The sequence below is a fragment of the Streptomyces sp. NPDC048514 genome, assembly GCF_043199955.1.
In the GTDB taxonomy this organism is placed as follows: Bacteria; Actinomycetota; Actinomycetes; order Streptomycetales; family Streptomycetaceae; genus Streptomyces.
In genome coordinates, this window is record NZ_JBICWT010000019.1 from 69,961 (window position 1) to 89,291 (window position 19,331).

At 70.8% G+C, this 19,331-nt stretch carries 14 protein-coding genes and 1 pseudogene; 6 read left to right on the forward strand and 9 right to left on the reverse strand.

Annotation, left to right across the window (positions count from 1 at the left end; all coding sequences use genetic code 11):
* Nucleotides 1–70: 70 nt before the first annotated feature.
* The 3 genes from ACGFT2_RS33765 to ACGFT2_RS33775 form a co-directional block, all read right to left on the reverse strand.
* Nucleotides 71–1,285 carry an alpha/beta hydrolase family protein gene (locus ACGFT2_RS33765; protein WP_393286088.1) on the reverse strand — a complete coding sequence of 405 codons (1,215 nt, stop codon included), beginning with the start codon at nt 1,283–1,285 and terminating at the stop codon, nt 71–73.
* A gap of 343 nt (nt 1,286–1,628) precedes the next feature.
* The gene (locus ACGFT2_RS33770; protein ID WP_393286090.1) at nt 1,629–1,904 is read right to left on the reverse strand and encodes a hypothetical protein; all 276 of its coding nucleotides are present in this window, start codon (nt 1,902–1,904) and stop codon (nt 1,629–1,631) included.
* A 189-nt stretch (nt 1,905–2,093) separates the two neighbouring features.
* Nucleotides 2,094–2,537 (reverse strand): hypothetical protein, encoded by a 444-nt coding sequence (locus ACGFT2_RS33775; RefSeq protein WP_393286093.1) that lies wholly within the window; start codon nt 2,535–2,537, stop codon nt 2,094–2,096.
* A 438-nt stretch (nt 2,538–2,975) separates the two neighbouring features.
* Between ACGFT2_RS33775 and ACGFT2_RS33780 the strand changes: the two genes are divergently transcribed.
* A complete protein-coding gene (locus ACGFT2_RS33780) occupies nt 2,976–3,809 on the forward strand; it encodes an SDR family oxidoreductase (RefSeq protein WP_393286096.1) in 834 nt (277 codons plus the stop codon).
* Nucleotides 3,810–3,907: 98 nt separating this feature from the next.
* On the opposite strand, the gene ACGFT2_RS33785 is transcribed toward ACGFT2_RS33780, so the two are convergent.
* Both ACGFT2_RS33785 and ACGFT2_RS33790 read right to left on the reverse strand, forming a co-directional pair.
* On the reverse strand, nt 3,908–4,426 hold the full coding sequence (locus ACGFT2_RS33785; protein WP_393286099.1) for a DUF6174 domain-containing protein: 519 nt from the start codon (nt 4,424–4,426) through the stop codon (nt 3,908–3,910).
* A 372-nt stretch (nt 4,427–4,798) separates the two neighbouring features.
* Nucleotides 4,799–6,082, reverse strand: a complete 1,284-nt coding sequence (locus ACGFT2_RS33790) for a phosphatase PAP2 family protein (protein ID WP_393286122.1) — start codon at nt 6,080–6,082, stop codon at nt 4,799–4,801.
* Nucleotides 6,083–6,517: 435 nt separating this feature from the next.
* On the opposite strand from ACGFT2_RS33790, the gene ACGFT2_RS33795 reads away from it, so the two are divergent.
* A complete protein-coding gene (locus ACGFT2_RS33795; RefSeq protein WP_393286124.1) occupies nt 6,518–6,844 on the forward strand; it encodes a hypothetical protein in 327 nt (108 codons plus the stop codon).
* Between the two features lie 99 nt (nt 6,845–6,943).
* Here the strand turns inward: ACGFT2_RS33795 and ACGFT2_RS33800 are convergent, their stop codons facing one another.
* The 3 genes from ACGFT2_RS33800 to ACGFT2_RS33810 all read right to left on the reverse strand — a co-directional run bounded on the left by ACGFT2_RS33800 (nt 6,944) and on the right by ACGFT2_RS33810 (nt 10,035).
* Nucleotides 6,944–7,117 carry a CsbD family protein gene (locus ACGFT2_RS33800; protein WP_393286102.1) on the reverse strand — a complete coding sequence of 58 codons (174 nt, stop codon included), beginning with the start codon at nt 7,115–7,117 and terminating at the stop codon, nt 6,944–6,946.
* Between the two features lie 164 nt (nt 7,118–7,281).
* Nucleotides 7,282–7,932: a CatB-related O-acetyltransferase gene (locus ACGFT2_RS33805; protein WP_393286105.1), complete on the reverse strand. Its 651-nt coding sequence runs from the start codon at nt 7,930–7,932 to the stop codon at nt 7,282–7,284.
* Between the two features lie 408 nt (nt 7,933–8,340).
* A complete protein-coding gene (locus ACGFT2_RS33810; RefSeq protein ID WP_393286107.1) occupies nt 8,341–10,035 on the reverse strand; it encodes a hypothetical protein in 1,695 nt (564 codons plus the stop codon).
* A gap of 290 nt (nt 10,036–10,325) precedes the next feature.
* On the opposite strand from ACGFT2_RS33810, the gene ACGFT2_RS33815 reads away from it, so the two are divergent.
* From ACGFT2_RS33815 to ACGFT2_RS33825, 3 genes are all read left to right on the forward strand, one after another.
* A complete protein-coding gene (locus tag ACGFT2_RS33815) occupies nt 10,326–10,802 on the forward strand; it encodes an ATP-binding protein (RefSeq protein ID WP_393286110.1) in 477 nt (158 codons plus the stop codon).
* Between the two features lie 120 nt (nt 10,803–10,922).
* Nucleotides 10,923–11,339, forward strand: a complete 417-nt coding sequence (locus ACGFT2_RS33820) for an STAS domain-containing protein (RefSeq protein ID WP_393286113.1) — start codon at nt 10,923–10,925, stop codon at nt 11,337–11,339.
* A complete protein-coding gene (locus ACGFT2_RS33825; RefSeq protein WP_393286116.1) occupies nt 11,336–13,558 on the forward strand; it encodes a GAF domain-containing SpoIIE family protein phosphatase in 2,223 nt (740 codons plus the stop codon). Before ACGFT2_RS33820 ends, ACGFT2_RS33825 begins: the two co-directional genes overlap by 4 nt.
* Before the next feature lie 81 nt (nt 13,559–13,639).
* Here ACGFT2_RS33825 and ACGFT2_RS33830 read toward each other — a convergent pair whose 3' ends face one another.
* On the reverse strand, nt 13,640–17,917 hold the full coding sequence (locus ACGFT2_RS33830) for a discoidin domain-containing protein (RefSeq protein WP_393286119.1): 4,278 nt from the start codon (nt 17,915–17,917) through the stop codon (nt 13,640–13,642).
* Between the two features lie 1,178 nt (nt 17,918–19,095).
* Between ACGFT2_RS33830 and ACGFT2_RS33835 the strand changes: the two are divergent.
* Nucleotides 19,096–19,331: pseudogene (locus tag ACGFT2_RS33835) on the forward strand (peptidase M4 family protein); the annotation flags it as partial.

Below are 19,331 nucleotides of genomic sequence, written 5' to 3' on the forward strand. Positions count from 1 at the left end.
GTACCGCCCCGCCCGTCAGGAGAGCGCCGGAGGCGGCAGCCACCGGCACGCCGCTCGGCTCCCGGCCGGTTCAGAGCGTTTCCTGCAGCCAGTCGAAGACGACCTCGCAGTGGAGCTGGGGGGCCATCGGCGAGCAGTGAAGCTGGGCGCCCTCGGCGGCCGTGAGCCGTACGTAGTCCTTGGGTGAGGTCAGCTTGTCGTACAGCTCCCGGGCCTGACCGGGGTAGAACTGCTCGCCCTCGTAGTCGAGGACCAGCACGGGGACCTTGATCCGGCCCACCACGTCGGTGACGGTGAGTGCCTCGATGGCCCTGGCCGGTGTGTAGAAGTCGGTGAACATCTTGTTCTGGCGGGCGGCGAGCATCGCCGGGACGGAGAAGGGCTCGAAGCGTTTCCTGAGCGTCGCCGCGTCGGAGGCGGGCAGGTCCGGGACGACGTCCTTGTTCCAGATCGCGTTGGTCCCCTGCCGGCTGGGCCGGAGAATCTCCCGCACCTCCGGGGGAAAGCCCCGCCACGGTTCCACACAGCCCGGCATCGCGACGGCGGCGGCGAGCCGGGGCTCGAACGCGGCCGCCCGGGGGACCAGGTTGCCGGCCATGCTCAGACCGGTGATGGCGATCTTCCCGGTGTCCACGTCCTGCCGCTGGGACAGCCAGTCGATCAGCGGGCCGACGACCTTCTCCCAGGTGGGCGTGAACGTCACGCGGTCCACGAAGAGCAACTGCCCCTGCCCGGGACCGTCGTAGACGAGCGCGTTCCAGCCCCGGTTCAGCGCCGCGGGCACCCCGTACGTCCACATGTCGACGTTCTGCCCGTCGCTGCCGTTGGTGAGGATGACGGTGGGGCGCCGTGCCGTCGACCCGTCCGGCCGGAAGAACCACACCGGCAGGGGCGTGTCGCCGTACGGGACACCGGCCGTCACCGGCGGCGGGTCGCACAGCTTGCAGAACGTGTCCCAGGCGTCCCGCCCCGACTTGTACAGCTTCTCCTCGTCGCCCGGGGTGTCGGAGCCGAGGACGAAGAAGAGCGCCTGGCCGTAGTACTGCGCCGCGCGCAGGGCCCGCCAGCGCCTGGTCTGCTCGTCGGGATCGCTGTCCCTGGGCGCTGCCATGAGCTGATCGCCGAGTTTCCGGAACGTCTCGACGTACGACTGCGCGGACGGGCCGGCCTTGTTGATCGCGTTGACGGCGGTGAGTACCTCACCCACCTCGCCCGATCCCGTGCCGGACGCGCCCAGCGCGAGGAGGCCGTTGAAGTTGAGGCCCGGGTCCTTGAAGAGCGTCATCGCCCCGGGCGTCACACCCGTGCCCCGCGTGGGCGAGCCGGAGGACGAGGCACGTGCCCCGACCTCCGGCACGGGCGCCTGGCGGCTGCACCCCGCGGCCAGGAAGGCTCCGGCACCGACGGCGAGGAGGCCGCGCCGCGCGGGGCCGGCCGATGAGCTGTTCGATCCGTGCGTCACACCAGCAGACGGTAGGGGCGCCGGCGTCCGGCCCCGTTCCACGACATGCGCCGTTGTCCCGGACGGGGCGTACGACCCCACGGTCAGCCCAGCCGGCGGCCGCGCGCCCCGCCACAGAACGGCAGCCGCCCGGCTGGCCGATTCCGCAGGGCCGGGCGCCTGACCTCTACGGCACGTAGGGGTACCAGTTGGTCCATCCGCCGCTCTCGAGCTGGGCGTAGACACGGCGGCTGCCGGCGGTCACCGCGTACACCCGGTGGATCCCGCTCGGGCGGATCTCCCACTTGTCCATGGTGTGCGCGACGCCGTTGCTCACCCGGACGGGCCCGCCGCTGGCCCTCGAGATGCGGTAGACGTAGGAGTTCGGTGGGCTGACGAAGAACACCTCGTCCCTGATCCCGTCACCTGTCCAGTCGGCGTTCAGCCACTTGCTCCCGCACACCACAGGAACCTCATGCCCGAACGCCTCGATGGAACAGGCCGGAGCCCGAGTCGAGGACCGGACGTCCGGCCCCGCTTGAGAGGGAGCCGCCGTCATGGCGGTCACGCCGATGACACCGCAGGCCACCATCGTCAACTTGCGCATGTGCATACGTACCCCAAGTGTCGGTCCACGGACTGCCGACTTCCGCTACGAACGCAGGCGCGGATTCCGCACCCATTTCGTCTCGTGCTTCTCCTTCGGCTTCTGCGAGCCGAAGAACTGGACGCGCGCATAGGCCAGTCGGTCGTCCTGCTCGAAGTAGGTGAGGAAGACATCGCGCCATTCCGCGCAGGCCTTGTCGCCGATCGGCACCTGGAACACCGAGGGGGCGGTCTCGACCCTCGCCGAACCACCCCTCGTGACGTATCCCTGGAGTTGGGCTGTCGCCCGGTTCTTGTCCTCGGGGGTCGCGTCGCACAGTTGCAGCGTGATGTCCTGGAGGCGGTTGGCGTTCGCCCATTCACCGCTCCAGTCCACCCTTATCCCGTCCGCGGAACCGGACGGGAACTGCGTCGCGGCCGCGGCCGGCCCCGAGAGGACCGTGGCCGACGCGCTCACGGCCACGGCCAGGACGGCGACCCCCCTCGCCACTAATCCATTCGTCTTCAAAATGCCGATCTCCCCGTGTGGTTGACCCTGAATTCACCGCTTACGGTCGCCAGGCACGATAGCAGCCGGCCCTTCTTTCGGACAGTGACCCCGATATGGCAATTCGATCTTCGAATGGTCCCGGCGCCCGCCGCAGGGGAGGAAGTCGGCGGGCGAAAGAGTTCCACCGCACGAGGGCAATTGCCGAAACCCTGGTCACGGCGGCGTGCGCCCGCTTATGCGCCCACGCGCCTCCGCACGCTTCCACGGGAAGGCTGCCCACGCGCCGGACTTGCCCTGACGATGAACTGCCGCCGCGGCCGGGCAGCGGTCTCCGACTCCCGGCGGGCTTCGCGCAGGACCACCGGCCGGCGACGACGGGAGCCGGCCCGCCGCACGCCACACGAACTTCGGAACGACTCGGTCATCATGGGGGGAACGATGGGACGACGCTGGCTGGTCACGGGGTGTTCTTCCGGACTCGGGCACGCACTGGCCACCGCCGCGGCGCGGGCCGGGGACGAACTGGTGGTCACCGCCCGCAGGATCGCGGACCTGGAGGGTCTGGCCGCCGCGTGGCCCGGCCGCATCGTCCCGGTCCCGCTCGAACTGCGTGACGCCGCCTCCTGCGAGGAGGCGGTCCGCGTGGCGGCCGACCGCCTCGGTGGCATCGACGTCCTCGTCAACAACGCCGCTGCCGGGCTGTTCGGCGCCGTGGAAGAGGTCTCCGACGCCGAGCTGCGGGACCAGCTGGAGATCCTCCTCGTCGGCCCCTGGCGGCTCACCCGCCTGGTCCTGCCGCTGATGCGGGCTCAGGGGCACGGACACATCCTCAACGTGTCCTCCGTGGTGGGCCGGATGGCCTTTCCGGGCCTGGCCGCCTACGTCGCCGGCAAGCACGCCCTCGAAGGCATGAGTCAGGCCCTGGCCATCGAGGCCGCACCGCACCACATCCGGGTCACCGTGCTCGAACCCGGCATGTTCGCCACGCGCTACGGCACCTCCATGGCCGAAGCGGGCCTGCGGGTCCCCGCCTACGACGGGACCAACCGCGAGATGCTGGAGGGCACCCGCGGCCTCGCGGAGAGCCCCGACACCGGACGCCCCGACGACTTCGCGGCGGCGGTCCTCGACATCGTCGCCGCCGACGCCCCCACCCCTCTGCGTATCCCGGTCGGCGACGACGCGTTCGGCTACCTGGACGTGGCCGAGCAGACCACCCGCGAGGAGGACGCGGCGGCCAGAGCCCTCGTGAAGTGCCCGCCCCGGGTCTGACGAAGACCGGACGGACCGCCCTGACGGAAGGCGGGGGAGCCCCGGTCGTCCCGCCTCGTCACATGGCACCGGCCCGGCCCCGTACGTCACGGCTCAACTCATGTGCTGTGCGGGAACCGCCGGCCGCCGGATACGGGTTCGTAGGCGCTGATGATGTAGAGGGCCTCGTCATCGATGGCGTTCCCGTCCCAGTCCAGCGAGATCCGCACGGGGTGTCCGTCGGCGGCGTACCGGGCCTGGGCCGTCTCCGCGTCGCCCTTGCGGGCCCGGTCCAGCCTCTGCAGCAGCTCGCCGATCGTCGGGACTTCGGCGTGCTGCTCCCTGAGCTGCCGCCGGCTGTCCTCGTCGAGCCCCACCACGCCGGTCACCTTGCCCTTGTGCACCTCGACTCGGAAGGCCCCGGCCAGGACCTGTGTGTCCGACGTCAAGGTGTAGACGTACGCGTCGGGCTCCTGCCAGGCGGCGGTGACGTGCCCACCTGCACCTTCGAGGTCGTTTCGCCCGGCGGTCGGGGCGGCCCTCGACCGGCCGTCGTCGCATGCGGTGGCCACGCACAGCAGGGCGCCGGCGAGCGCGGTCGCAGACAGCAGTCGAGTGTGTGCACGGGCGGCAGTCATGATGCCCCCTTCCTGATCGGTCACCGCTGTGACGCCGGTGAGCGCGGAAACGTTCAGAAGGCCGCGACGGGACGGGTGCGCAGAGCGGTGGACGGTTCTCGCGCCTGCCGAGTCCCTGAAGCGGACAGCGTCCCGTACGGGCCTCGCCTCACGAACAGAGCACACGCGCAGACGGGCCGCCGGGCACGCCGGTCCGCCCGGACTGGGGCGGATCCGGCTTCCCGGTCACCTGAGCGGGCCGGCTCCCGATCGCCCCGGCCACCCCGGCCGCCACCTGCCGAGTACGGCCGACGCGGCGCCGCCCGGAGCCGGCGGGGTGTCCGGAATCGCCGGTCTCACCTCGCGCGGCGGCCGGTGTGCGCACCGGACGACTCAGACCAGTTCGGGTTGCGGTTCGGGTTGCAGTACCGGTGCGGCCTTCGGTTCCCACGATCTGGTGGTCCGTACATAGCCGTAGATGACCGAGGCCATCGCCAGAATGAGGAGGGGGCCGAAGACCAAGGGATGCTGGGCCATTGTCGTCGGCAGACAGCGGTACGACACCAGAAGCGCGGTGAACACCGCTGTGCCGTGGGCGACCAGTTGGACGGCCGACCGGTCCCAGCCATACGCGTGCGAGCGCAGCGCGGCTTCGATCGTGAGCGTGAACACCACGCCGGCGATGAGGTCCGTGCCGTAGTGGTAGCCGAAGCCCAGCGTCGCGCCGAGCGTGGCGATCAGCCAGAACGTGCCTGCGAAGCGCAGCGCTCGCGGGGCCCTGCGGGAGTGGATGAAGATCGCTGTGGCCCATGCCGTGTGCAGGCTGGGCATGCAGTTGCGCGGGGTGATCTCGTCGAAGGGCATCGAGTGCGGGGCGCTGATCGGTGGCAGCGTGCCCGGCCACACGTCGGCCACCGCCCAGTGACTGCCGTCGGCACCGTAGGCGAAGATCGGCCCGACCACGGGGAAGATCATGTAGATGCCCGGCCCGACGAGACCGATGGCCAGGAAGGTGCGCACCAGGTGATGGCTGGGGAAGCGGCGTTCGGCCGCCACATTGCGCAGCTGGTACAGCGTGACGACGACCGCGGCCACCGCAAGCTGGATGTAGACGTAGTCGAGGACGTGGCTGCCGACCGGACCGCTGGCCTCGACGAGCCGGCCCACCAGCCACGACGGGTCGCCCAGCGCGTGATCGGCGGTCGCCAGATACTGGTCGAGCACCAGGGGCCGCGTCTTCGACGTGATGAGCAGCCAGGTGTCACCGGTCTTGCGCCCGGCCACCAGCAACAGGGCCAGCCCGACGCCCTTCAGGAGCAGGACGCGTTCCTCGCCGGTGCGGCGCGTGACAGCGATGACCGCACAGCCCAAAATGACCCACAGTGCACCATTGCCGAAGAAATGGCCGTCGCTCATGCTGACGCCGAAGACCCATCGCACCAGCAGGAAGACGACGTCGATGCCGATCGCGACACCGGCCGCGACGTATCGTTCCCGTTTGGTGAGCACCACCATCATCAACGCCATACTCGCGTACAGCAGTGGCCCCGATTTAGGGGCGAATATGACCTCGCGTGCCTGATTGGTGAGCGGTCCGGGCTGGCCGTAGTGACGTGCGGCGATCTCCAGTGCGATAAAGAAACCGCAGGCTGTCGCGACCGCCAGGGACCACAGAATCACCCGTGGCCGGCGCCACGTGGCACGTCCTGTTTCGTCGTCTATTCGCGAAGGTGATCGCGATGATGTAGGTATCAATTGTCCGGCCGATATGTTAGTTGTTGGTCAAGTAAGTCACTTGTCGGGCTGGATGGTGCATTTTTCCGGTCAAGAACGGGCGATGAGGGTGATCGTTCCGAGTTCGGACATGTTATCGGAGTGCCGCTGGAGCGCGGGGCCGTTCGCATGCGGCGGCCGTACGACGCGGTCGTCCCCGCGGTGCGTGAGGGCGCGGAAGCAGTCGACGGCGGCACAATCGTCTACGTGGACGCACGTCATTCACCGGAGAAGCGGGAGCAGCCGGAGAAGCGGGAGCAGCCGGGGAAGCGGCGGAAGCCGGAGAAGCGGGAGCAGCAGAGGCAGCCGGAGAAGCGGCGGAAGCCGGCGCGGCCGGGGCTGCCGGACCTCGCCGAGCCGCCCGAGAAGACGGCCGATGGGCACTTCGTCGTCGTCAACGGCCGCCGGTGGCGGGCGACCGACCCGTCCCTTCCCGAGGAGCCCGCAGCCCGGCTGCGCCGGCACCTGATGGCGGCCCGCCGCAACGTCCGCTCCGCCGTGGCGGCGGCCGACGCGGAAGCCGAGCGAACCGCCCGCGCCCGCGTGCACCGGGCCAAGGTCGCGCTGGGGGAGCGGGGCACGCCGTGGTGGGAGCAGACCGAGCGGCAGCGCCGCGAGCGGTGGCAGGAAGGCCTGGCACAACTCGACGCCGAGACACCGGGGTGACCGCGTCACCGAGCCGCTCCGGAGCGGCGGCCCGCTCTCGCGACACGGCGGAGGGCCGTCCCCTCGGGGGACGGCCCTCCGCCGCGATGTGCCCGGGGCCTACGGCCGGCCGGTGTCCTTGACCGACTCCTTGGCCTGGCGGGCCTCACCGGCGGCCTGTGCCGCACGGCCCTTGGCGATCAGCTTGTCGTTGCCGGTGGCGCGCCCCGCTGCCTGCGCGGCCTTGCCGACGGCCTGCTCGGCCTTCGCACGGGCCTTCTCGCTCGCGGCCATGTTGCTCACCTTCCCTTTGGTGCCGGTGTCAGGTGCTGGTTGTGCACGTGACCGCTCTCGGGTCCGGCAAACCTCGGTGGCGGTGGCGGCCTCGCGGCATGCGGCGGGTGCCGGCGTGGCGGCCTCGCGTCACGGCCAGGGGTGTCCGGCGCGGTGCTCTCGTGTCATCCCTGCGGGGTGGCCGGCACGGCGGCCTCCAGCTCCGCGATGCTGCCCGACATGATGGTCCGCACATGCTCGGTGATGTGTTCCGCGGGCCAGTCCCACCAGGACAGCGCCAGCAGCCGTGCGACGTCATCGGCGTTGTGGCGCATGCGGATCAGACGGGCCGGATTGCCGCCGACGATTCCGTAGTCGGGCACGTCGCCGGTGACCACGGCGCCGGCACCGATGATCGCCCCGTGCCCGATGCGTACGCCGGGCATCACCGTCGTGCCGTGACCGAACCAGACGTCGTTGCCGACGACGGTGTCCCCTCGGTTCGGCAGCCCGGTGAGCAGGTCGAAGTGATCGGACCACGACCCGCCCATGGTGGGGAAGGGGAAGGTGGAGGGGCCGTCCATACGGTGGTTGGCACCGTTCATGATGAACCGCACCCCCGTGCCCAGCGCACAGAACTTGCCGATGATCAGCTTCTCCGGCCCGTAGTGGTAGAGCACATTGCGCGTCTCGAACGCGGTCGGGTCGTCCGGGTCGTCGTAGTAGGAGTACTCCCCGACCTCGATGAGCGGGGACTTCACGAGCGGCCTGAGCAGCACCACCCGTGGCTGCTCGGGCATCGGGTGCAGGACCGTCGGGTCGGCAGGCACAGGCATTCGGGCTGACTCCTCGTCAATCACGGGTCGATGTCGAGAACGATGATCTCAGCACCGGGCCGGCGACCCGCACGCGGCGGTGGTGGAACCCGGCTCCGCCACTCAGGTCGCCTCGCCCCGCCGCATGCCGTCTCGGGCCGGTACGCGGACCGTGACGCGCTGGTCTCCGCGGTCGCCGCGCAGGGCTACCGTGAACTCGCCGAATAGACGCTGCCGATGAGCACCCGGGAACTGAGCCGAGCCTGGTTCACCACACGGGAGGCGCGGGCCATGGCGGCCTGCTGGGGCATGCACCTGGACTTCGGCCCGGACGCGGCCGGCGGCGCCGTCTGTATCCGACCGGTGCCGGCACCTGGCCCGGCGCCGGCAACAACGCCGCCTCCGGCCGACTCGCGGCCCGGAGAGTACTCAGCGACACACACATGCGCAGCGGACCGCGGCCGTCGCGGTACCGGTAGACCGCCACGTCACCGGACCGCTCCAGGTGCCGATCCGGGAGCACGTCCACACGGCGTGACCCGCACCGTCCGGCAGGTCCCGCTCCGCGAAGTCCGAGGCGTTGAGCGCCCTGACCCCGCCACCCCGCAGCGAAGCGACCGCGCAGGCCTCCCGGGCCCAGGCGAGCAGGGCGGCCGGACCCGTGGCCTCGCGCGGCTGCCGCGCGGGTGCCCCGTGCCCGGGAAGCGGCGTGTACGTGAGGTGTACGAGGGTCATGTCGCCGAGCCCCGCCAGCAGGAACGCAGGGTGTTCGGCGATGCGGGACGACGACCGCAGCTGCAGCACGGTACGCCGGCCACAGCCGCCGCCCGCCGCGAACAGCGGTACCGGCGCCGTCAGTCCGTCCGGGAACATTCCCAGCCGGCGGGCCGGCACGTTCGGACGCGTCAGGTCACGCGTCTGAGCCTCGGCCACCCAGGGGGCGAGCAGATAGCGCACGGCACCGCCGCGTGCGCTCAGGGTCACGGCGGCCGCCGTCGTCACATCCGCGCCGTCCACGCGGGCCAGGGCCAGGGACCGGCCGCCGGGCAGCACGGACTCGCTGTACCGGGCAAGGCGCTGTCCGTCGTGCAACAGCACCACGGTGCGGCCGTCGACCGGTCCCGCGTAGAGCAGGTGCGGTGCGTCGAGGGGAGGTCCCGCGGAAGTGCCGGCGGCCCGGGTGACGCGCGTCGCGTCGTCGTCCCCGGCCCAGGCCGCCAGCGCCCGGCGCAGCAGCGCCCGGTCGTGCACCGCTTCCCCGCGCGCAGGCCAGGCCGTGAAGTCCACCCGCGAGGCGGCGGCCCACGCATCCGGTGCCGCCTGTACGACCTCACCGACCATGGGTGTGGTCCGAGGCGGCCGGTGCGCTCCCGGTCCGGCGGCGGACGTGGCCGGGACCCCGGCACAGGCCGGCGGCACCACCGCGGTGACGAGTGCCGCCAGCACCGCGCCCCCCGCCAGGCGCACGCGACGACGACGGCGCAGCGGATCGTTCGGCCGGGCCCGCACCGTGCACGGGTCGAACTCCTCTGACGTCAGCACCCTGGCGACGCTGATGCCGAGCGTCGCGTCGAGCCGTAGCACGGCCCGCAACCCGGCCTCCACGTCCGCGAAGCCGGCCGACTCCAAAATGTCCCGTGCCTCCGCCTCCGCCAGCCGCTCCACCCTCAGCAGGGCGAAGGCGGCCCGAGCCGTCGCCGACAGCTCGGACAGCGCCCGACTCAGGGCGAGTTCGTCGGCTCCGCCCGGGAACAGCCGCAGCGCCAGGACGACGGGCAGCCGGGGCGGCAGCATCCGGGGCGCGGGGAACCGGCCGGGCCACCCCGGTGGCCGCCAGGACAGGGCCAGGACCTGGCGCAACACCGGAACGTACAGCGACCGGGCCCCCTGGGAGGAGCCGCCCTCGCCACCGCGGGGCGCGGGCACACCTGGTGTCGCGACGGGAAGGATCCGCTGGACCAGCGAGTGGGCCAGCAGCACCCGCCGGTGTCGGCCCACGGAAGGGGGCAGCACCAGGTACGCCAGCCGTACGAGGCCGACGTACCGCTCGGTGAGCCGGTGTTCGGCGTGCGACAGGCGGTGGGTGGAGACCTGAGGGCAGCGGCGGAGCGAGGACAGAACCATGGGGGTGCCTTCCGCGACCTGGAAGGTGAGAGGCCGACTTTCCGGCAAACGAGTGAACCCGGCTCCGGTCACCGCCCCGCCCGCGGCGTGCCGCCTCGCCACCGGCCACCCGACCACCGCGCGGATCGCGGAACCGACCGTCCCGGAGCAGGTGATCCATGACCTTGATCGGTCGCGCTTTCACGCCTGCCGGGCCTACGTGATATTGCTAGTGAACCCGGATGGCTCTGACGTAGGTGAACGCAGCTGTGGTACCCGCCCGGGCAAATGCCGCTTCGGGCGAGGTGGGAATGGCAGACCGGGAGGAAAAGGCACATGAGGGCGAGTGTCACGGTGGGCCGGACGCCGAGGCGACGGAGACGACGCTCGCGCTGTCCGGTGACGCGGGGTGCATCGCCGAAGCCCGCCGGAGGGCCGCCGCTTTCCTGACCCTGGACAGGGCCGGACACCGGTCGAGAGTGTCCGAACGTTTCGTGGGTCTCGCCGAGTTGGTGGTCAGCGAGCTGGTCACCAACGCCTGCAAATACGCCCCTGGACCGATCCTGGTGCGCCTTCGTCTGTTCGCGGAAGCCGTGGAGGTCGAGGTGTGGGACAGCAGCCCGGTCCTGCCGGCGGCGCGGCGGGCAGACCCGGCACGGGTGGGGCAGCACGGTCTGGAGATCGTGAAGGCCGTGGCCGCCGACCTCGCCGTCCTCCGGGAGTCGGTCGGCAAGCGCGTCGTCGCCCGCATCCCCCTGGAGCCCGGCCCCCCGGCCGACGGACCCTGAGGCTGCCACAGGCGGCCGCCGGGGCGTCGTGCTTCGTCCGCCCGGCCGCCCCGAGCCCTCGGTCCGGCGGCCTCTATCATCGGACCGGACCCGGTCGTGGCGGGATGGAGGCAGTCGCGGGTGTTCTCGGTACAGGTCAGGTGGGCGCCGCAAGGGCGCGTCGTCGCGCTGCGGGGCGAGCTGGACCACGCGAGCGCGGTCCAGCTGCAGGAAGCGGCTGAGACGGTGTTCGCCGAGATCGAACGACCGGCGCTGATCGTGATCGACTGCGCCGCACTGGAGTTCTGCGACTCCTCCGGCATCAACAGCCTGATCCGGATGCATCTGCGGCTCGCCGGGCACGACGGCGTGCTGCGCCTGGCCGCTGTGCCGGCCTCGGTGGCGCGGGTCTTCACGCTGACGGGGCTGGACCAGGTGATCCCGATGCACACCACGGCGGAGGAGGCCGTGACGGCCGGCAGCACCGCCGGTGCAGGTCCCGGTGGGGACGGTCCGTCCGCGCCGCGTCCCGGCGAGTGGGAGGTAGCAGGGGAATGAGGCGCATTCCGGAGCAGCAGCCGTCACCGGGTGACACCTCGGGCCGGAAGCCATTGCTCACCGAGGGGGCGGAGAAGGATCTGCGCACGCTGTTCGGCCAGGCCACGGCCGTCTTCGCATCCCTGGCAGGACCCGCGCACGTCGTCGAGGCGGCCAACGCGGCCTTCTTCGCCGCCATCGGCGGCGGCGACCGCGTGCGCACCGGCGTACCCCTGGGGCGGCTGATGCCGGAACTTATCGACCAGGGCTTCCTCCACCTGCTCGACCGCGTCTACCGCACCGGGGAGCGGCACATCGGCCGCAACGCCCGCGTGCTGCTGGGTACCGGAGCCGGCGCCCGGGAGGCGTTCTTCGACTTCACGTACGAGCCCCGCCTGGACGAGGGCGGCAACGTGATCGGCGTACGGGTCATCGGCGTGGAGACCACCCAGGTCATGCAGGCGCAGCGGCTGACGGCCGAGCACCGGGCACTGCTGGAGCAGATCGCCCGCCAGGCCCCGCTGGAGCAGGTGCTCGAAGGCATGGCCCGCGTCATCGAGGACCTCGCGCCCGACGAGGTGCTCGTCTCCGTGCTGCTGGCCGACGACGACGCCCGGCACCTGCGCCACGGCGCCGCGCCCAGCCTGCCCGACTTCTACAACCAGGCCATCGACGGCATCGCCACCGGCGAAGGCGTCGGCTCCTGCGGCACCGCCGCCCACCGGCGCGAGCCGGTCATCGTCACCGACATCGCCACCGATCCCTTCTGGGACGACTTCCGCGACCTGGCCGGCCGGGCGCGGCTGGCGGCCTGCTGGTCGACCCCGATCCTGGCCAGGGACGGCACCCTGCTCGGCACCTTCGCCATGTACCACCGCGTCCCCCGCGCACCGCAGGAATCCGACCTGGCCCTGGCGAGGGTGTTCGCCGACACCGCTGCGCTCGCCATCGAACGCCACCACGCCGAGCGGGCCCGGGCGGCCGCCGAGGCGAAGGAGAAGGCCCTCCGCGACGACCTGGCCTTCCTGCTGCAGGCCAGCACCTCCCTCTCCGCCGACCTGGACTACACCCAGACCCTGCAGCGTCTGGCCACCTTGTGCGCGCCCAAGCTGGCCCCGCTGTGCGCGGTCGACGTCGTCGACGCCGGCCGCGTCCGCCGTATCGCCACCGCCGCGCCCACCGGCTACGACGGCAAGCTCCTCGCCTCCCACATCCCGGTCTACGACGCAGACGCCGACGCCGTGGCCCGCGTCCTGGCCTCCGGCCTGAGCGAGGTCGCCCGCCGCACGCCCACCGGCCCCGGACCCTGGCACGATCTCGGGGTCACCGGCTACCTGTGCGTACCGCTGCTCGACCGCGGCCGCGCCTTCGGCGCCCTCACCCTGCTGACCACCGGCGAGGACACCTTCGACGGACACACCGTCGCCCTGGCCGAGGAACTGGCCCGGCGCGCCGCCGCGGCCGCCCTCAACGCCCGCCAGTACACCCAGCGCGTCACCCTCGCCCGGGACCTGCAGGCCGGTCTCCTCCTGCCGGAGGTCCCCGCCCTCCGCGGCGCCGAGATCGCCACCTACTACCACCCGGCCGGCGAGGGCCTGGAGATCGGCGGCGATTTCTACGACGTCTTCCCGCTGACCGACGACACGTGGGCGTTCATGCTCGGAGACGTCTGCGGCCGCGGTGCCACCGCAGCCGCCACCACCGCCCTCGTGCGGCACACCGCCCGAGCCGTCGCCCCCCTCCTGCCCGGCCCCGAGGCCGTCGTCCAGGCGATCAACAAGGCTCTGCTCGACCGCCCCCACAGCCATGGCACCGGCTTCGTCACCCTCGTCTACGGCCATCTCGCCCCCGCCGGCGACGGCGGATTCGACATCACGCTCGTGCGCGCGGGACACACCCTCCCCGTCCACATCGACGCCGGGCACACCGCGAAGCCCGTCGCCGGCGACGGCTCCCTCCTCGGCATCGGCCCCGACCCGCACCTGGTACCCCTCCACCTCCGTCTGAGCCCGGCCGAAAGCCTGGTCCTCTACACCGACGGCATCACCGAGGCCCGCAGCCCGGACGGGGAGCAGTTCGGCGAGGAGCGCCTCACCGACACCCTGACCGGCATCGGGCACCCCGTGACCGCCGAAGAGGTCATCGCCGCGCTCACCGGCTCGGTGCGCACCTTCACCGGTGTCCACGGGATAGACGACGATCAAGCGGTCCTCGTCCTGACGGCCACAGCCGGCGAGTAGTGCCGTCGGGGGAGGCGGCGGGGGAGGCGGCGGGGGGCGGGCGAGGCGGCCCCCGCCGCACGGTTCCGTCCGGGACGGAACCTACTCGACGTTGATCTTGAACGTGCTGGTCCTGTTGCGGATGTCCTCGGCATTGCCACTCATCCGCAGGTTGCGGAAGGTGGCCTCGCCGACCGCCGGGCCCTGACCGGGTTCCGGCAACTCGTTGGCCCAGATGCCGAATCCGGACTTGGCGTCGAAAGCGTCCCCGCTCTTCTTGGAGTCGGTGATGGAGATGTCGGTGAAGATGGTGTCCTTCACCGGGAACTGCGGCTGGCCACCGACGTAGTTGGTCTGGAACATCACGCCTCCGTAGGTGGAGTCGTCGATGTCCACGTCGTCGACCCGGATGCCCTGGAATACCTTGGAGGCGGAGAACGCCCAGATGGCCGGGAAGACCTGCGAGCCCCAGAAGTGGCCGCCCGTCCGCTCCAGGGAGACGTTCTCGATCGTCGTGGGCCCGGTGCCGAAGCCGTTCATCGGATAGCCGAAGTCCAGCGAGGAGATCGTGATCCCGGAGTACACCAGGGTGTCCGCGACGCGGATGTTGCGGAAGGTGTTGTCGTAGCCGCCGTACACGGCCACGCCCGCTGCTCGCCAGGTGAGCGTCGAGGTGAGGTTCTCGTAGAGGTTGTTCTTCTCGTCGGCGCCGCCCGCGTCGATCGCGGAGAAGAGGGCGAAGCTGTCGTCGCCGGTCGCCCGGGCGTCGTTGTTGACCACGTGGTTGTCCGTGGAGCCGTTGGTCATGTTGACGCCGTCGGCGAACATGTCCCGGATCCGCGAGTTCCTGATGGTCATGCCGTCGGTGTTGGCGCCCCAGTACAGGCACACCATGTGCTCCACCCAGATGTCGTCGATGGTGATGCCGGAGACGTTCGAGAAGTCGAACACCTTGCCCGGCCCGTCGATCCGGGACGTGTAGTTGCCGAAGTAGGCGAAGCCGGAGAACGTGGAGCCCTTGGCGCTCGCCTCGGCCCGGAAGCCCACGTCGGTGTTCTCCTGCGAGGAGGGTGCGTGGAAGCGGGTGAACCACGGCCCGGCGCCGACGACCTTCACCGCCTTGCCGTAGACCTGGAACTTGCTCGAGGTCTCGTAGTCGCCGGCCGGCAGGTAGACGCCGGCGAGCTTGCCCGTGGTGTCCATGCGGACCTTGTCGAGGGCGTTCTGCACGTCCTGGTGCGAGAAGCCGGCCGGGACCGTGTAGGCCGCCGGGTCCGGGTTCGGGGCCGCCGTCGCCTGCTCGGTGTCGACGAAGTCGACGGCGTAGCTGGAGGTGTTGGCCGCGTCCTTCTGCAGCCGGATCTTCGAACCGGCCGGAACGGTCCTGCCGAGCAGCAGGTTCGCCTCGTCGTAGATGTGCCGCGGGGCCCCGGAACCGGGCGAGTTGCCGGGTGACGTCTCGTTGCCGTAGAGCCAGGCGTATTTCGAGGACAGGTCGATCGCCTTGAGGAACTGGCCGTCCACGTACACGTTCAGCGTGGTGGTGGTGCCGTCAGGGATCGAGAAGCGGGTCACGAGGGTGTCGGTCGCAGCGCGGGTGGTCCACTCGACGTACTGGCCGGTCCCGGTCAGGGTCACCGCCTTGCGGCCGCTCGCTTCACCGGCGAGGTCGCCGATGGTCCGGTTCGGGCCGACGACCTTGGCGCCGCCGCCGAGCGTGCCGTCCTCGGCCTCGTACGTGTCGTACGGCATGTCCGCGCCGCGGCCGACGAAGAGGGACTGTGTCGTGGTGTTGTTGCCGCGCTTGACCGGTAGCTCGTTGGCGTCGCCGGCGATGACCGTCTTGACGGTGTACTTTCCGTTGCCGGCCGTCCAGGAGCCGAGGCCGACGGGCGCGGTCGTCTGACCGGCCGCGATGACCCCGTTGTAGGAGCCGCTCAGCGTCTTCACGGTGGCGCCCATGGCGTCCTGGACCGTGAGCGTCACGCCGTGCGCGCCGGAGGCGGAGCCCGCCGTCCCCTGGTTCTTGATCGCGACGGAGAACTTGATCTCGTCACCCGCCGAGGCGCTGGAGGGTGTCCAGGAGACCGGCGAGGCGACGAGGTCGGAGCTGGACACGGGCTTGACGACCAGTGGGTCGGAGCGGGTGAAGGCGTTGTTCGCCTCGTTCTGCTCGATGACCTTGTTCGACGGGTCCACTTGGGCGCCGACCGCATAGCTGCCCGCATCCCGTGTACCGATGCTCGCCGTGACGGTCTTCGACTCACCCGGTGCGAGAGCGGGGACGTCGGCGGTGGCGGCCTTGGTGCCGCCCAGGGTGAAGTTCAGGTCGGTGGCCTTCGCCGGCTTGCCGCCGCCGTTGGTGACGGTAGCCGTGAGGCTGATGGCGTCCGACTCGACCGGGGCGGCGGGCGTGCCGGTGATGCCGGTGACCTGCAGGTCCGGGTTGGCGGCCGGCGTGCCGATCACCTCGAACTCGGCGACCTGTGCGCCCGGCGCGCCGGTGTTCCTGGTGAACTTGAGCTGGATGTCGGCGGCGGCTCCGGAGACCGGGATGGCCACCGCGTTGCCGCTGGAGGGGGAGAAGGTGTAGTCCTTCGCCGCCACGAGGCTCGTGAAGCCCGTCGCGTCCTGGTCGCGGCCGAGCACCTGGATGTTCTGGGTGCGCGTGGACCAGGCGGCGTCCGGGTTGAGCTTGACGACGACCTGGCCGAGGTCCGCGTTGGCCCCGAGCCTCGTGGTGAGGGTGGCCGGGTAGGCACCGCCCGCGCTCTCCCAGTAGGAGCTGGTCAGGCCGTCGTTGGCGTTGGCGGCGAGATAGGTGAAGGTGTCCGACGACGCCTCGATCGGCTTGCCCTGGGCGAGGTTGGATCCGGGGCCGCCGGGCGAGCCGGGCCGGGTGACGCTGTTGCTCGGCGCCGACACGTTGCCGGCGGCGTCCTTCGCCTTCACGTGGTAGGTGACCGTGGAGGTCGCGGCGGGAGTGTCGGTGTACGTCGTGACATCGCCCGCGACCGTCCTGACGAGCTGGTCGTTGGCGTAGACGTCGTAACCGGTGACCTTGACGTCGTCGCTCGAGGCCTGCCACGTGAGCTTCACATCGCCGCCCGACTGTGTGTAGGCGAGGTTGCCGGGCGCCGTGGGAGCCTGGGTGTCGCCGCCGGAACCCTTGCGGGTCACGCTGTTGCTGTCGGCGGAGACGTTGCCCGCCGCGTCCTTGGCGCGGACGAAGTAGGTGATGTCGCTGCCGGCGGGCTGGGTGTCGGTGTAGGTCAGGACGTTGCCGGCGACGCTCGCGCGCAGCTGGCCGTTGGCGTAGACGTCGTATCCGGTGACGCCCGTGTCGTCGGCGGCCGCGCTCCAGGTGAGCTTGATCTGCCCGCTGCCGGGCTCGGTGTAGGCCAGGTTCGCGGGGGCGGTGGGCGCCTGGGTGTCACCGGTCGCCGGTCCGTACACCTCCAGCTCGGACAACTGCCCGGCGGGCCAGCCCGTGTTGGCGGTGACGAGCACGCGCACGTACCGCGTCGTGGTGGTGTCGAAGCCCATGGTCGCCGACTGGCCGTTGCCGCTGTCGAAGACGTAGGCCTTCGACGCGGTCAGGTCGGTGAAGTTCCGGTTGTCGGTCGAGCCCTGGATCTTGAGCGTCTGGCTGCGGCTCGGCCATCCGCTGGGCAGCCGCAACGTCACCTGGTTCACCTTGACCGAGGAACCGAGATCGACCTGCACCCACTGCGGGAAGGCGTTGTTCGTGCTCTCCCAGTAGGTCGCGGGATTGCCGTCACCGGCGTTGGCCGCGCCGTAGACGTCGGCGTGCCCGCTCTCGCTGAAGGGCCTGCCCTGCGCGAGGTTGGGCGTCGAGGCGTCGGTGGTGAGCACCTGCATCTCGGCGAGCTGAGCGGTCCCGGCGACCGAGTTGCCGCTGAACTCGGCGCGCACGTAGCGGGCGAGTGTCGCGGGGAAGGAGATCTTCACCGTGTTGCCGCTGCCGGGGCTGAAGACGTACTGCGCCGACGACTTGAGCGTGGCGAAGCTCTGGCCGTCGGCGCTGCCCGTCAGCGCGAGCGTCTGCCTGCGGGTCTGCCACTGGGCCGGCAGACGCAGCACGACCTGACGGACGCGCCGGGACTTGCCGAGGTCGGTCTGCACCCACTGCGCCGACTTCTTCCCTGCCTGCCAGTACGTGCTGGTGTCACCGTCGCTCACGTTCGCGGCAGCGTGCCCGCCGCGTGCGCTGCCGGCTCTGGCACCGGCGCCGACGGCTGCGTTCGGCCCGCCTGCGGCCTGCGCGTCGAGGGCGGGCAGCCCGAGAATCAGGACGCTGGAGACCAGCGCGGCGGTGGCCGCGCGCCGTCTCCAGCAGGTGCGTTTGCGTCGAGTCATGCGGGGTCTCTCCCTGCGAAGGCTCACGCACCGGCTGAGGGCGCGCGAGGGCGGCTCGTATCGGGGCAGTGCGGTGGCGCGTCACGGCATGACGGCACGGGCCGTCCGTCCGAGGGCACGGCTGCACCGGCTTCTTCCGCTAAGGCCGGAAGCCGGCCGTACAGGCGCGGCGTCGCAGAGGTCGCCCGTGACCAGCGACGAGCGCGCGCAGATTCTTGCGTTGATTCATCGCTATATTGCAGACGAATCCGTGGCTCGTCCACGGTTGCGGCAACGTGAGTTTCGGCAGAAGCGGCCGTCACTTGGGGGTGGGGGTGGCGCCGGCTGGGCCTGCGCACGGCGAACGGGCTGGTGGGCCCTGGTGCCGAGGGCGCGACGAACGGCCCGCCAACGCCGTGTCGGCAGCCGACTTGTGTGGGACTGCTGTCGATCGGTGGTGGGACGACCCCGGCTGCCCCGCGGATCCGGGCGACCGCGACGACGCCTCAGGTCGCCCGGCTGGTAGAGCGTTGTCGGACGCCCCGTACGGTGGTCAATAAATTGCGGCATGGGCGCAAGTTCTTGCGTTCACGGTACGTCGTGTCGCATGCCTTGCGTAATCGAAGGCGGATGAACCAACTCCTGTCGCATCCGCAGGGGTTACCGGTGAGCGCCTGAGTGGCCCATGTGCCGGTGACCGCGAGGTGAAGGCGGTGTGGGGGAGTTGTTGTATCTGGGCGACGGCCGTAGCGCGTCTCGTCACGGCTGAGGTTGTGTCATGAAGGTATCTCCAACCCCCCACTCGACTTGGAGACTTCATGTGCTGCGCCCTCTTCGGTCCGCCCGCGCCCATTTGGCTTGTGGCCGGTGCCGTTGGTGCGTGATGCACACCCTCGTGAAGAGGGACGGGTGGTGTCCCATGTCCGGCCTCGCCCGGGTGCGGTGTGCGCGACGTGCGTCTCGGTCGTCCCATGTCCCGGCGACCGCAACCGCCGCGCTGAGCAAGTCCGTTCGGCGTGCGCGCCAGGCACGGCCCGGTCCGGTGCATGGTCAAGATTCAGTCAACATCACATTATGGAGTGACATGTCCATGACATGAATGTCAGTCTCTGTTCACCCGCTGTTCGAGCAGGACAACCTCCGAAACGACCCGGCCGGCCCCACACCGACCGGACTTTCCCCCCACATAAGGAGCTTGTGTGACCTCCCGCTATACGCGTCACTCGCACACCGCTTTGGCCGTCGCCTCTGCCGTGGCCGCCGGAGCCCTCCTGAGTACCGCGCTGAACTCCACGGCCGTGGCGCAACCCGCCACCGGCAGGATTCAGCTCGCTGCGGCCCCGACCACGCTGTCCGCCGCTGCCCGTACCACCCTGATCCAGCGGGCCGAGGCCGGTGCCGCGGCGACCGCGCAGCACATAGGTCTCGGCGCCAA